Consider the following 13637-nt stretch of genomic DNA (forward strand, 5'->3'; position numbering starts at 1 on the left):
TCACTTGACGCTCAGTGCATCGGCCAAGAGCGCGCCGGCCGGCCAGCGGTAGCCCACCGCCGGGTGCGGCTCTGCCAGGCGCGACCCCTGATTGAACAATTTTTCTCGCAGAGTGCCCGCTGTGTAGTCGCGCTTATACACTCCGCGTTTTTGCAGCTCGGGGATAAGCAGTTCCACCACGTCGGTGAAGGTTTCATGGGTAACGGCGTAGGCCAAATTGAAACCGTCAACATCCGTTTCCTCCACCCACGCCTGCAGTTCGTCGGCCACGGTTTGCGGGCCGCCCACCAACAGCGGGCCGAAACCGCCGATGCCGACCCATTCGGCGATGCCCTGTACGGTCCATTCACGGCTGGGATCGGCGCTGGAGAAAGTTTCCACCGCCGACTGAATGGCATTGGTGTGCAGATGCTTCAGCACCTGATCCGGCTGATACTGACCGAAATCGATGCCGGTCCAGCCGGACACCAGCGCCAGCGCGCCTTCGTAGCTGGTATAGGATTTGTATTCCCGCCATTTTTCCTGCGCCTGCCGGTCAGTTTCACCGACGATCACCGTCTGCAGGTTGAAGATCAGGATGCTGCGCGGGTCGCGCCCGGCCTCGGCGGCGCGGCGGCGGATATCGGCCACGGTTTTTTTCAGCAAGATTTTCGAAGGAGAGGCGACAAACACGCATTCGGCGTGCTCCGCGGCAAATTGCTTGCCACGGCTGGAAGCGCCGGCCTGATACAACACTGGCGTGCGCTGCGGCGAAGGCTCGCTCAGGTGAATGCCCGGCACCTGGAAGAACTCGCCTTTGTGGTTGATCGGATGAATTTTCGCCGGATCGCTGAAGATGCGCCGCTGACGATCGCGCAAAATCGCGCCGTCTTCCCAACTGCCCTCCAGCAGCTTGTAAACCACCTGTAGGTATTCATCGGCGTAGTCGTAGCGCGCATCGTGATCGGTCTGCGCCCGGTGGCCAATATTGCGCGCGCCGCTCTCCAGGTAAGAAGTGACGATATTCCAACCGATACGCCCCTTAGTCAGGTGATCAAGCGTCGACAATCTGCGGGCGAAAGGATAAGGGTGCTCAAATGACAGCGAGGCGGTCAACCCGAAGCCGAGATGTTCGGTAACCAGCGCCATCGGCGTCACCAGCGCCAGCGGATCGTTAACCGGCACCTGCGTCGCCTGGCGGATCGCCGCGTCGCCGCTGCCGTTAAGCACGTCGTAAATCCCCAGCACGTCGGCGATAAACAATCCATCGAACTTGCCGCGTTCCAGCAGGCGCGCCAGATCGGTCCAATATTCGAGATCCTTATACTGCCAGGAACGGTCGCGCGGGTGCGCCCACAGCCCCGGCGACTGATGGCCGACGCAGTTCATATCAAAAGCGTTAAGACGAATTTCACGTTGCGATGACATAGCGAGCTCCACAATTATCTGCCGGCCACGGGCGGAGCCGGGCCGGATGGGGGGTCTTAGGGTGTTAAAAACGGGAATGGACGATCAGTTTGCAGCCGGACATCGCGCCAGCAGATATTGCGCGACGCTTTGGGCGTGTTCCGCCACCTGCGGCAGCCCCATCAGTTCGCCGAAGCGGCCACGCGCCGCCGGGCCGGCCACCAGCAGGCGCGGGTTGGCAAGGCCGTCGCCGCCGATCGCCTGGCTGTCGGCATTGACCCACAGCCCCAATCCCAGCGGATCGGCGCGCAGCGCCCCCTGCTCCGCCAGCGAGCTGAGCAACGGGCTGGCGGCGATCAGGCCAGCATGGGCCGGACCCGTAGCGATCAGCAGCCGCTGCGCCTGCAGCGCCCGCTCTGCGCCCTGGCGCGGCAGAATCGTCAAACGCACGCCCTGCGGCGTGGGTTCTGCCCGCCGCAAACGAGCGGCCAATACCTGCAGCGTGCCCGCCGCCTGTTGCTCCGCCAGCAACGTGCTCACCTGCGGTGCAATGCGATAGCGGTGCACGTCCCAATAGGCGCGCAGATGCCGCAGAAAGCGCTGCTGTTCGGTCGGCGTCAATGCTTGCCACAGACGCTGGCCCTGGGCGCGCACCTCGTCCAACACCGCCTGCCACGGCACCCGTTGCCCAGCGGCGCGCGCCACCTCAAGGCGCACCTGCCGCACCCCGTCACGCAGTCCGGATGGCGGGGTAAACGACCACGTCGGGTACTCCCCTTCGGCATTGGCACGCGGCAACAAGCCATGACGAGAGAACGCGGTAATCGGCCCACGATGCCCGCGGCGGTGCAACGCCGCCACCGCATCGGCCATCGTCAGCCCGCTGCCGACGATCGCCAATGATTCATCGGGTTCAATCTCATCCAGCGCCCCCTCCGCCCAGGGATTGGCGATTAACCGCGCGTCGCGCGCCAGTTCCGGGGCGATCTGCCGCGGCAGCGCGGGCGGCGGATGGCTGGTCGCCAACACCACATAATCGCCCCACAGCCGTTCGCCGCCGGCGGTGATGACAGACGCGCCCTGCGCCTGCGGCTGCAGGTACTGCGCCCGATCGCGCAGGTGCCGCAAGCGGGCCTGGCCCGACTGCGCCGCCTGATGAAAACGTTCCTCGACATAGCGGCCGAAGGCGCCGCGCTGCGGATAGGCCTTACCGTCGCGCCATAACGCCTGCGGATCGGCCGTCAGCCCGCCGCCCTGACGGAACCAGCGGTCAAAATCCCCCGCGGGCTCATCCGCCAGCTGCATCCTATCGGCCGGGACGTTGATGCGGTGGGTCGGCTCGGTGGTCGAATACGCCACGCCATAGCCCGGCGCGGCGCGCGGTTCGATCACCGTGACATCCACCGCTCCGCGCGCCAGCTGGATCGCCAGCGCCGCGCCGGTGAAACCGCCGCCAATAACGATAATATGGGCACGCTTCGCCATCAGCCCTCCCGCTGCGCCGGGCCGGGACGACGATCGCCGCCGATGGTTTCGCCAAACGGGCCGGTATTGATCGTGCGAGCCGTCTGATGAGCCGACTGCGCCAGCGGCAGCAGCGGCATCACCAGCTCGGCGAAGCGGTGAGCCTCTTCCAGATGCGGATAGCCGGAAAGGATGAAATTGTCGATGCCCAGCGCCTGATACTCGCGTATGCGCGCCGCCACCTGCTGCGGATTGCCCACCAATGCGGTGCCGGCGCCACCGCGCACCAGGCCGACGCCGGCCCACAGGTTGGGGCCGATGCGCAGACTCTCGCGCGAGCCGCCGTGCAGCTCGCTCATGCGGCGCTGGCCGGTGGAGTCCATGCGCGCAAAGATCTGCTGCGCCGCCGCGATGGTGTCGTCATCCAGATGCGCGATCAGTCGCTCGGCCGCCGCCCAGGCTTCGTCTTCAGTTTCGCGCACGATAACATGTAGGCGAATGCCATAGCTGAGTTTACGCCCCTGCCGCTCGGCGCGCTGGCGCACCGCCGCCAGCTTTTCCGCCACCTGAGCCAGCGGTTCGCCCCAGGTCAGGTAGGTGTCGATCTGCCCAGCGGCGATGTCGATCGCTTCCGGCGATGAGCCGCCGAAATAGAGCGGCGGGCCGTTTTCCTGCACCGGCGGGAACAGCAATTCGGCGCCTTCGACGCGAATATGCTTACCGCTGAAATCCACCTTCTCCCCTTGCAGCAGCCGTTGATACACCGTGAGAAATTCCTGTGTCACTTCGTAACGTTCGGCATGGCTGAGGAAGATGCCATCCCCTTTGTTTTCCACCGGATCGCCGCCGGTCACCACGTTGATCAGCAGGCGTCCGTCCGACAGCCGATCCAGCGTCGCCGCCATGCGCGCCGCCAGGCTCGGCGGCTGCAGCCCGGGGCGCACCGCCACCAGGTAGCGCAACCGGCGGGTGATCGGCGCCAGCGCCGCCGCCACCAGCCAGGAATCCTCGCAGCTTTTACCGGTTGGGATCAGCACGCCGTAATAGCCGAGGTTGTCGGCAGCCAGCGCCACCTGCTGCAAATAAGGCAGGTCCACCGGGCGCCCGCCCTGCGCCGTGCCCAGATAGCGGCCGTCGCCGTGGGTCGGCAGAAACCAGAAAACGTTGATGCGCTCTTTCACTGACTCAGTCATTTATGCCTTTCCTATATAACTATTTTCAGTATTTATCGATAGAAAAACTTTGCTTGGTTATAAAAAGAAAAGCAGGATGCATGCCACATTGCAGATTTTAAAAAACCAATAAATATCAATATATTGATGAAATATCGACGTCAAAACACTGCTGCATTGGCAGCAGGCAGCGGCGGAAAGCTGTTGCCAATGCAGCACCGTGCGCCTTTTATCCTCTCGCGGCTGCCCATTGGCTGGGATAAGATTTTTTTCCCATCGTCGTAGACAGGAGACGCCCATGTACGATCCCCAACCGTTCGCCGCCGACAAGCCGGTGCTGATCGATCCGGCGTCGCTCGCTCTGCAAAGCGTGCTCGATCGGCTGGCTCCCACCGACGCCACCGTGCTGATCGTCGGTGAAACCGGCACCGGCAAAGAAGTGGTGGCGCGCTATCTGCACCACCACAGCGCGCGCCGCCATCAACCTTTCCTGGCGGTCAACTGCGGCGCGCTGACGGAAAGCCTGGCGGAAGCCGAACTGTTCGGCCATGAGAAAGGCGCCTTCACCGGCGCCGTCGGCACTCATCAGGGCTGGTTCGAAGCGGCGGAAGGCGGCACCCTGCTGCTGGACGAGATCGGCGAGTTGAACCTGTCGCTGCAGGTCAAGCTGCTGCGCGTGCTGCAGGAACGGGAGATCACCCGCGTCGGTTCGCGCAAACCGCTGAAGATCGATGTGCGGGTCATCGCCGCCACCCACGTCGATCTGGCCGGCGCGATTCGCCAACGGCGGTTCCGTGAAGATCTCTATTACCGCCTGAACGTGGCGGCGGTGACTTTACCGCCCTTGCGCCAGCGGCCGGAGGATATTCCGGTGCTGGCCAGACATTTTCTTGCGCTGTACGCCCGCCGTCTGGAACGGCCACTGCCGCGGTTGACGGCGGAAGCGCAGCAGGCGCTGCTGGACTACCCTTGGCCTGGCAACGTGCGCGAGCTTGAGAACACGCTACATAATGTGGTCTTGCTGAGCCAGGAGGGGGCGATCGCACCGCAGCAACTGCAGCTCACCCATCGCCTGACGGATAACGACGGCAGCAGTGACGACGCCATCGACCGCTTTGTGCAGCGGCAGTTGCAAGGCGACAGCGCACAGCTTTACCAACGGGTGCTGGATGCGCTGGTGCGCAACGCCTTCGAAAGCAGCGGCGGCAACCAGCTGCAAGCGGCGTCGTTGCTTGGCGTCAGCCGCAATACCCTGCGCACCCATTTGGCACATCTTGGTCTGATCAAACCGCGCCGTCGCAGCGCCGGCGCACCCGCACATTCACCGGCCATCGCCGCAGCGTCTCTGCCCGAACGCGAACTGCGCATCGGCTATCAAAAGTTCGGCAACCTCGGGGTGCTCAAGGCGCGGCAAAGCCTGGAACAGCTCTTCGCCACACAGCGCATCAGCGTGTTGTGGAGCGAGTTTCCCGCCGGGCCGCAGCTGCTGCACGCGCTCGACGGCGATGAGATAGACTTCGGCACCACCGGCGAAGTGCCGCCGATCTTCGCCCAGGCACAGGGCAATGCGCTGGTGTACGTCGGTTTTGAGCCGCCTGCGCCGCAGAGCGTGGCGATGGTGGTGCCGCAAGACAGCCCAATACGCAGCGCCGCCGATCTGCGCGGCAAACGCATCGCGCTCAACAAAGGCTCCAACGTGCACTATTTATTGTTGCAGATGCTGGACGAACAGGGATTGACGTTGAACGACGTGCGTATCGTCTACGCGCCGCCGAAGTATCCGCTGTCGGCGACCGACCTGCAGGCGGTAGACGCCTGGATGATGTGGGATCCGCTGCTCAGCGACGCGCAGCGCAACGGGGAACTGCGCGTGATCGCCGACGGCACCCAGCGGGTGCTCAATCAGCAATTCTACCTGGCGCGCCGCGGCTTCGCCGAGCGTTCGGACGATCTGTTGCGGCCGCTGATGCAGGCGCTGCAGCACACCGGCCGCTACATCGCCGCGCAGCCGAGAGAAGCCGCTCGTCACCTTTCCAACGAACTGGGGCTGGCGAGCGCCTCACTGGAACTCGCGCTGTCGCGCCGCAGCCACGAGGTTCGCGCCATGGATTTACAGGTGATCCGCCAGCAGCAAAGCATCGCCGACCGCTTCTACGCCCTCGGGCTGCTGCCCAGAGCGATCGCCGTGCGCGAGGCGGTTTGGCCGATGTGATCCCCTGCCGAAAGCGCCAACGCCAGATGTCCGGTGGATTCCAGGTTGCAGCCGACAATGCCGCCACCTGAAAGATGGCAGGGATCAGAGATAAGGTTCGCCCAGCGTCAACATCAACCGGTTGGCCCAGGCAAAAAACGCCGTCGCCTGCACCAAATCCAACAGCGCCAGCTCATCCAGGCCCTGAGCGCGCAACGCCGCCAGCTGCCCGGCGTCGGCCTGCGGCGGCGTTGCGGATAGTGCGGCGGCAAAGGTTATCTGCGCTTGCCAGGCGTCATCCTGCCCCTGGCTCAACGCGCCGCCCGGCGCCACCGCCAGCAACCGATCTATCTCGGCTTCGCGCTTCGACAGCTGCGCCGCCTTGCGCGCATGCACCGAGGCACAGTAGATGCAGCCGTTCACCTTGCTGGCGACCGTTGCCGCCAGCTCGCGATCCTGCCGCGCCAACCCGCCGGAGGTATAAAAAATCGCCCGGTCCGCCAGCGTGCGTTGTTCCAGCACCGGATGGTTGCGCGCCAACAGGCGGAAGTAATCGGAATCGGCGTGGCCAAACCGCTCTAGCAACGCCCGGCCGGCGTCATCGAATTCCGCCAACGGTTTGGCGGCGATCCACGGCTCCCACCCCAGTTCTTGCCGGGTAAACGCCGGCGGCGCGTGACGGCCGCCTCGCGTCGTGCGCTCCGTACGCCAGCGGCCGGCCGTTACCGGCTGATGCGCCGCAGCGTCGTCCGTCTTGCCGCCCAACAGCCGGTAGCCCCGCAGCAAGCGGCTTTGGAAACTGACAAAGGCGATTAACTGCGACAATGTGACGATGGCGTCCAGCGACCAGCCGGCCTGCCGCAGCGCCTGCAAGTGCTGGGCGTTGGCGTTGGCCGGTTGAAACGCCAACCGTTCTGCATGCGCCAACGCCAGCGGCAGCCGCTCGTCTTCCGGCGCGTCGCCCTGACGTTCCAGCAGAGCAGCGTAGTGCGCGGCCAAGCGCGGCTCGCCGTGCCATTCACTGATGCGCTGAGCCAAGCGCAGCCGCTGCGCCAGCGGAAAATCGCCGGCGTCCGCAGGCGCAAACAGCGCCAGATAGCTGGACTGAACGGCATCGGTCGCCGCCTGACGGGTGGCTCTGGCCTGCGCCAGCGTGGAATCCGGCGCAATCTCGGCCAGTTCGGCCAGCAGATCGACCTGGTGCGATAATGTCGTCATAGCTTTTCCTCAACGTGATATTCATAAGCAGCGGCAGGCGTGCCGCGCCGCCAGCCCAGTTCAGGGGCCACGTGGCGGGCGATAAGATCGATAGAACGCAGAATATGGGCGTGCGGTGGATCGATAGAGTGCACCTGAAACGCCAGATCGGTGACGCGCGCCAGCGCGCTGTCCCGTTGCAGCGAGGCTATCACCTGATCTGGCGTGCCCAAGTGCACGTCGAAAGCGCGGATCAGGCCGTCGAGCGACGTATCGGCCAACCGGTGGCCGCTGGCGCGCATACGCTCCAGCCCACGGCTCAACCCGGCCGTGGCGAAGTCGCGCGCCTGCTGGCCGTTCTCGCTGACAAACGCGGTGCGCGACCCCATGATGCGCGGTGCCACCCCTGGCGGCAGCGCCGCCAGATAAGCGTCAATGATCGGATTCTGCAGTTCGTCCAGCGGCAGGTCAGGCGCGTCCGCGGGGCGCGGCTGCGTGCGCGACAGCATCAGGCCGTCACCGGCGCGGCCGGCCCGTTCCCCCCCTTCCACCGAGAACGTGGCCTGCCAGACACGTTGCGCCAGCTGCGGCGCCGCCGGGTACAGCCGGTTGTCTTCGCCGCCCAACGCCTCTGCGCGCCAGGCGCTCAGCAACGTGCGCAAATTCTCGGCGAATGCCGTGTTGCGCTGACCGGCGTCGAGACCGAAAGCGGCGAAAGAAGACGGCGTGCCGCCGCCGGCCACGCCCACCTCCAGTCTGCCGTCGGACAACAGATCCAGCACCGCAGTGTCTTCCGCCACCCGCAGCGCCGACTCCATCGGCAACGTGATCACCCCGGTGCCCAGCCGGATACGGCGGGTGCGTGCCGCCGCCTGCGCCAAAAACACCAGCGGTGATGGCAGACCGCCCTCATCAGCATGAAAGTGGTGCTGCGCCACCCAAGCGGTGTCGAACCCGGCTCGTTCGGCGTGCACGATCTGTTCGATCGCCAGCCGGTAGCGCTCCTGCGCGCTGCCCTGATCCAGCAATCGGGTGAAGAAACCGAGTCTTTTTCCGCTCATATCGCCTCCTCGAATTTTGGCTGTCCGGCATGCGATGCGCGGCCGGGAATGGCGGCGATCAATTGACGGGTGTAATCGCTCCCCTGCATGGCGAACAGCTCGGCGGTGGCGCCGCCGTCCACCCGTTCACCGCGGTGCAATACCGAAACGCTGTGCGAAATCCGCCGCACCGTCGCCAGATCGTGAGAAATAAACAGGTAGGTCAGGTCCCGCTCCTGCTGCAACTCTTGCAACAAATGCAAGATCTGCGCCTGCACCGTGACGTCGAGCGCCGACGTGGCCTCATCCAATACCAATATTCGCGGTTGCAGCACCAGCGCGCGGGCAATCGCCACCCGCTGACGCTGGCCGCCGGACAACTCGTGCGGCCTGCGGTTCAGCAAATCGGGCGGCAGCGCAACCCGTTCGAACAGCTCACGCACCCGCCGATCGCGCTCCGGTTTGCCGATCGGCGCGAAATTCAGCAGCGGTTCTTCAATCACCCGATAGAGAGTCTGTTTGGGATCGAGCGAGCTGAACGGATTCTGATAAACCAGCTGAATGCGCTGCCGAAACTGACGCAGCGCTTCGCCCCTGAGACCGATAACGTTGACGCCGTCGATCAGGATCTGCCCGGCATCCGGCCGCTCGAAGCCCAGCAGGCAACGCGCCAGCGTGCTTTTGCCCGACCCGGACTCTCCTACCAACGCATGGGTGGTGCCGCGCGGCACGCTAAACGACACACTATCCAGCGCGCGGAACCCCTGGCCGCCGGACAGCCGAAAATCCTTCACCAGCGCCTGAACCACGATCGCCGGCGGCTGCCCGCTGCGTTTCGGCGGCGGCGCAACGGCGCCGCTCAATGAAGGCACATCGGCAAACAGTTTGCGGGTGTATGCGCTGGCAGGCGCGCGCAGCACCTCGGCGGTAGCCCCCTGTTCCTGCACCCGGCCGTGGCGGAACACCAGCAGTCGATCGGCGCGTTCCGCCGCCACGCCCAAATCGTGCGTCACCAGCAACACTGCAGTGCCAGATTCGCGCCGCAGCTCGTCGATCAGATCGAGAATGCGTTTTTGCACCGTCACGTCCAGCGCGCTGCTCGGTTCGTCGGCAATGATCAACGCCGGCTGCAGCGCAATAGCGATGGCGATCAATACCCGCTGCTTCATGCCGCCGGAAAGTTGATGCGGAAACTGGCGCGCCCGCAGTTCCGGGTGCGTCAGCCCGACGCGAGTCAACAGTTCCGTCACCCGCTGTTGTACCTGCGCGCGCGGCAACCGGCGGTGAATATTGACGATCTCCGCCACCTGCTCGCCGATGGTTTTTACCGGGTTGAGCGAGCTGGCGGGATCTTGCGGGATCAGGCTGATTTGCGCCCCTCTCACCGCATCCAGCCGCCGCGATGACCAGCCGGCGATATCGGTACCGTGCAGCCGGATGGTGCCCTGTTCAAGGTGGCCGTTGTCGGCCAGCAAGCCGATGATCGCCTGCGCCGTGGTGGTTTTGCCGGAACCGGATTCGCCAACCAGCGCCACCACCTCGCCCGGCTCAATCGTGAACGACACCTCATGCACCACCCTTCGCCTGCCTTCGTTGCCCTCATAGGCGATGGAAACCTTGTCCAGCGCCAGTACCGGCGGCCGCGCCGCCCGTTGCCATGCCGCTTGCATGCTCATCGCACTTTTCCTCCCAGCGAACGGCTGATGTGGTTAGCCGCCAACACTACCGCCACTACCACAATGCCCGGGAAGGTGGTCAGCCACCAGGCGGTGGAAATGTAGTTGCGCCCTTCGGCGATCAGCAGCCCCCATTCCGGGGTTGGCGGCGGAGTGCCGTAACCGAGGAAACTCAGGGTGGCTATCGCCAGGATCGCGCTGCCGAACTGCAGCGCCGAGAAGGCGATCACCGAAGTCAGCGAGTTCGGCAGGATATGCCGCCACAGCACCGTCCAAAAGCTACCGCCGCTGCCGTAGGCCGCTTCAACGTAATCGCTGTGCCGCACTCGCACCACTTCCGCCCGTGCCAGACGGGCAAAGTTGGCAACTGAAGTGACACCCACCGCGATGGCGGCGTTGACCGTACCGAAACCAAGCAGGATGATAATGCTCAGCGACAGCAGCAGGCCGGGGATCGACAACAGCACATCGACGACGCGCATCACCGCGTCGTCCGCCACGCCGCCCAACGCACCGGCGATCAGGCCGAGCGCGGTGCCGAACACCAACCCCAGCGCCACCGCCACTACCGCGCCGGCCAAGGTTTGCGCAGCGCCGTACACCATGCGCGCATACAGGTCGCGTCCCAGCTGATCGGTGCCAAGCCAATGGTCACCGCCGGGCGCCAGCCGCTGCGCGCCGGCAATGCCTTCGGTGCCGCTGTAGGCGGTAAACAGCTGCGGCGCCAACGCCCACAGCACCACCAGCGCAATGACCGCCCAGGCCAGCAAAAGCGTCAGGGGGACACGGCGGCGGCTGGGGCGACTGGCGGGCAGCGCGCCTTCACTTTCAGCGCCGGACAGATCGCGCTCAGGAACCGTGGCTTTTTCAAAGGAGATACTGCTCATAGGGATGCTCCTGCCTGGGTTTTCAGCCGCGGATCCAGCAGTGGGAACAGCAGATCCACCAGCAAATTGATGATGACGAAAGCGGTGGCCGAGATCAGCACTATCGCCTGCAGCACCGCCACGTCCTGGTTGACCACCGCTTGCTGGGTCAATTGCCCCAGGCCGCTGCGGCCAAACACGGTTTCGGTGATCAGCGCCCCGGCGATCAGTTCGCCGAACAGCATGCCGGCGATGGTCAGCGCCGGCAGCATGGCGTTGCGCGCCACATGCCGCCATAGCACCCCGCTGCGGCTGGCGCCCTTGGCCCGCGCTACCACGACGAACGGCTGGGTTTGCACCGCATCGATGCTGCGGATCAGAATTTGCGCCAACGGCGCAGAGATCGGCAGCGCCAGCGTCGCGATCGGCAAAATCAACCCCTGCCACTCGCCGGGGTTAATGATCGGGATCAGCTTCAGGCGGAACGAAAAAAGCTGAATCAGCACAATGCCCAGCCAGAAGGTGGGCACTGAAACGAACAGCGACGGCAGCATCTGCAGCGCCGAACGCAGCCAGCCGAAGCCGGTCAGGTTGGAAGCAAAAGCGATAATCAGCGCCAGCAGCAACGCCACCGCAAAGCCCAGTACCGCCAACTGCAGCGTGGCGGGCAGATTAGCCGCCAGCAGCGCGGTAACCGGCACCCCGGCCTGCATTGAGAAGCCCAAATCGCCATGCAGCACGCTGCCCAGGGAATGCAGATACTGCCGCCACAAGGGGACATCCGCGCCATAGGCCGCGCGCATGTCGGCGATCTGCGCCGGGCTCAGCCCCATGTCCGGGTTCTGGAATTTGATCAGGATCGCATCGCCCGGCAGCACCTGCAGCAGGAGGAACGACAGGGTAAAGGCCGCCCACAGCACCAATGCCGCCTGCCCGATGCGCCCCGCCAGATATCGCTTCATTGCGCCCCCTTAATGTTTCTCTAACCAGGCGCCGTAGAAGCTCGGGCGGCCGACCGCTTCGAAGCTCACCCCCTTCAAATAAGGCGCGCCGGCGAACACCTGCGGCTCCTCAAAAAACGGGATCACGTAGGCCTGGTCAATCAGGTAGTTTTGCGCCTCGCCGGCTGTCTGCAGGCGCTTTTGCACGTCAACCTCGGAGGCAATGCCGAGCAGCAGGGCGTTCAGCTTGTCATCGCTAAAATTGCTGTTGCTGCTGGTACCGCCCTTCTGCAGCAGCCCATCGCGATTGGTTGGATAAAACTGACTTTTGATCACGTCCGGATCGGCGCGCCCCACCTCCACCACCGTCGCCGGGGTTTTCTGTGGGTCGAGATTATCCGCCACCCGGCTGCCGGCGTCGCCCGCCAGAATGTTCAGCCGCGCGCCGACCTTCCCCCACTGCTGAGAAACCAGCTGCAACACCGCCTTGTTCTGCGGCTGCGGCAACGATTCATACACCGTCAGCACCAGCTTCTTGCCGTCCTTTTCCCGCAGCCCGTCGCCGCCCTTTTTCCAACCCGCTTCATCCAACAGCCGGTTAGCCTGCTGCGGGTCAAATTTCAGCTTGTCGGACAGATCGACAAAGCCGGCGGCCGAGGAGGCGATCACCGATTTGGCCTGCGGGTAGTTGGCGGAGAACAGCGTATCGACGATCTGTTTGCTGTCGGTGGCATGCAGCAGCGCCTGACGCACGCGCAGATCGGCCACCAGCGGGTTATCCGGCCGGAAAGCGATGCTGTCGTTGACGCCGCGCGTCGGTGCGGCATAAATGATAAAGCCCTGATCCTGCGTTTGCTTCTCGTCATAGGCCTGGATCTGGCGGATAAAATCCGCCTGCCCGGCCTGCAGCGCACCGATGCGCACGCTGTCCTCACCGGTGACGATCACCTTGATGCCGTCCAGATTGGCTCGCCCTTGTTGGGGCGATTTGGCCGGCCCCCAGTCATAATCCTTGCGGGCGCTGAGCTCGACCTCACGCCCCAGCGTTTCGCCGCTGACCACAAACGGACCGGAACCGATGATATGGCGCGCATCGCCCAGTTCGTCGTAGCTGCGGTTCAACGTGCCGAGCGATACCAGCCCGGAGCCAATAGTGGCGGTGCCCTGCAGGAAACCCGGCGACGACCGCGTGAAGTAGAATTTAACCGTCAGCGGATCCACCACTTCGCTGCGCTGGTAGTTATTGATTACCTCGGAAACCGGCAGGCGTTTCTCCTTGTTGCCCAGCCCGTAAGTGTCGAAGTTCTTCGCCACTGCGTTGGCGTCCAGTGGCGTGCCGTCGGAGAAAGTCACGCCGGGGCGCAGCTTGAAGGTATATTCGGTTTTGTCGGCGTTGCTGCTCCAGGACTCGGCGATCCAGGGTTCAATTTCCAGCGTCTTGGGGTTCTGGTAAGTCAGCTTATCGGTGATCTGATTGAGAATACCGCCGTTGGGGTAAAACCCACCGGAAGGCGGATAAAGATTGGTGTGCGCCTGCTGTTCGAGGTAGATCAGCGTGCCGCCCTGCACCGCCGCCAACGCCGGGCTCATCGCCGCCGCCCCTCCTAACGCCACCGCTATTCCACCGGTTAATACCTTGAAAGAAAACTTAAACATTCGCGCCGCACCCATATTATTTCTGAAAGTTATGGGTTAGATAACAAA

General features: G+C 64.1%; 10 protein-coding genes. 1 reads left to right on the forward strand and 9 read right to left on the reverse strand.

The window, feature by feature from the left end:
- The 3 genes from FOT55_RS21130 to ssuD all read right to left on the reverse strand — a co-directional run bounded on the left by FOT55_RS21130 (position 1) and on the right by ssuD (position 4043).
- On the reverse strand, positions 1-1407 hold the full coding sequence (locus FOT55_RS21130) for an LLM class flavin-dependent oxidoreductase (protein ID WP_147823982.1): 1407 nt from the start codon (positions 1405-1407) through the stop codon (positions 1-3).
- Positions 1408-1491: 84 nt separating this feature from the next.
- Positions 1492-2871: an FAD/NAD(P)-binding protein gene (locus FOT55_RS21135; RefSeq protein ID WP_060447880.1), complete on the reverse strand. Its 1380-nt coding sequence runs from the start codon at positions 2869-2871 to the stop codon at positions 1492-1494.
- Positions 2871-4043 carry an FMNH2-dependent alkanesulfonate monooxygenase gene (ssuD, locus tag FOT55_RS21140; protein ID WP_043143175.1) on the reverse strand — a complete coding sequence of 391 codons (1173 nt, stop codon included), beginning with the start codon at positions 4041-4043 and terminating at the stop codon, positions 2871-2873. Before ssuD ends, FOT55_RS21135 begins: the two co-directional genes overlap by 1 nt.
- Before the next feature lie 277 nt (positions 4044-4320).
- Here ssuD and FOT55_RS21145 point away from each other — a divergent pair, with 277 nt between their 5' ends.
- Positions 4321-6234, forward strand: a complete 1914-nt coding sequence (locus FOT55_RS21145; RefSeq protein WP_147823983.1) for an aliphatic sulfonate ABC transporter substrate-binding protein — start codon at positions 4321-4323, stop codon at positions 6232-6234.
- 84 nt (positions 6235-6318) lie between these two features.
- On the opposite strand, the gene FOT55_RS21150 is transcribed toward FOT55_RS21145, so the two are convergent.
- From FOT55_RS21150 to FOT55_RS21175, 6 genes are read right to left on the reverse strand one after another with little or no spacing between them, the layout of a single operon-like run.
- Positions 6319-7431 carry an alkylhydroperoxidase domain protein gene (locus FOT55_RS21150; protein ID WP_049203570.1) on the reverse strand — a complete coding sequence of 371 codons (1113 nt, stop codon included), beginning with the start codon at positions 7429-7431 and terminating at the stop codon, positions 6319-6321.
- Positions 7428-8471 (reverse strand): putative FMN-dependent luciferase-like monooxygenase, encoded by a 1044-nt coding sequence (locus FOT55_RS21155; protein ID WP_043143170.1) that lies wholly within the window; start codon positions 8469-8471, stop codon positions 7428-7430. Before FOT55_RS21155 ends, FOT55_RS21150 begins: the two co-directional genes overlap by 4 nt.
- Complete coding sequence (locus tag FOT55_RS21160; protein WP_147823984.1) at positions 8468-10126, reverse strand: dipeptide ABC transporter ATP-binding protein; 1659 nt, start codon at positions 10124-10126, stop codon at positions 8468-8470. Before FOT55_RS21160 ends, FOT55_RS21155 begins: the two co-directional genes overlap by 4 nt.
- On the reverse strand, positions 10123-11013 hold the full coding sequence (locus tag FOT55_RS21165; RefSeq protein WP_147823985.1) for an ABC transporter permease: 891 nt from the start codon (positions 11011-11013) through the stop codon (positions 10123-10125). The genes FOT55_RS21160 and FOT55_RS21165 overlap by 4 nt, the downstream gene beginning before the upstream one ends.
- Positions 11010-11954 carry an ABC transporter permease gene (locus tag FOT55_RS21170; RefSeq protein WP_049203579.1) on the reverse strand — a complete coding sequence of 315 codons (945 nt, stop codon included), beginning with the start codon at positions 11952-11954 and terminating at the stop codon, positions 11010-11012. The genes FOT55_RS21165 and FOT55_RS21170 overlap by 4 nt, the downstream gene beginning before the upstream one ends.
- A gap of 9 nt (positions 11955-11963) precedes the next feature.
- On the reverse strand, positions 11964-13523 hold the full coding sequence (locus tag FOT55_RS21175; protein ID WP_236689695.1) for a TIGR04028 family ABC transporter substrate-binding protein: 1560 nt from the start codon (positions 13521-13523) through the stop codon (positions 11964-11966).
- Between the last annotated feature and the right edge of the window lie 114 nt (positions 13524-13637).

Source organism: Serratia bockelmannii, assembly GCF_008011855.1.
GTDB classification, from domain to species: domain Bacteria; phylum Pseudomonadota; class Gammaproteobacteria; order Enterobacterales; family Enterobacteriaceae; genus Serratia; species Serratia bockelmannii.

Bases quoted from the DNA above. Each gene is read 5' to 3' on its own strand.
- FOT55_RS21130 (WP_147823982.1), bottom strand. From the start codon at position 1,407: ATGTCATCGCAACGTGAAATTCGTCTTAACGCTTTTGATATGAACTGC.
- FOT55_RS21145 (WP_147823983.1), top strand. From the start codon at position 4,321: ATGTACGATCCCCAACCGTTCGCCGCCGACAAGCCGGTGCTGATCGAT.
- FOT55_RS21150 (WP_049203570.1), bottom strand. From the start codon at position 7,431: ATGACGACATTATCGCACCAGGTCGATCTGCTGGCCGAACTGGCCGAG.
- FOT55_RS21170 (WP_049203579.1), bottom strand. From the start codon at position 11,954: ATGAAGCGATATCTGGCGGGGCGCATCGGGCAGGCGGCATTGGTGCTG.
- FOT55_RS21175 (WP_236689695.1), bottom strand. From the start codon at position 13,523: ATGAGCCCGGCGTTGGCGGCGGTGCAGGGCGGCACGCTGATCTACCTC.
- FOT55_RS21135 (WP_060447880.1), bottom strand. From the start codon at position 2,871: ATGGCGAAGCGTGCCCATATTATCGTTATTGGCGGCGGTTTCACCGGC.
- FOT55_RS21160 (WP_147823984.1), bottom strand. From the start codon at position 10,126: ATGAGCATGCAAGCGGCATGGCAACGGGCGGCGCGGCCGCCGGTACTG.
- FOT55_RS21155 (WP_043143170.1), bottom strand. From the start codon at position 8,471: ATGAGCGGAAAAAGACTCGGTTTCTTCACCCGATTGCTGGATCAGGGC.
- FOT55_RS21165 (WP_147823985.1), bottom strand. From the start codon at position 11,013: ATGAGCAGTATCTCCTTTGAAAAAGCCACGGTTCCTGAGCGCGATCTG.
- ssuD (WP_043143175.1), bottom strand. From the start codon at position 4,043: ATGACTGAGTCAGTGAAAGAGCGCATCAACGTTTTCTGGTTTCTGCCG.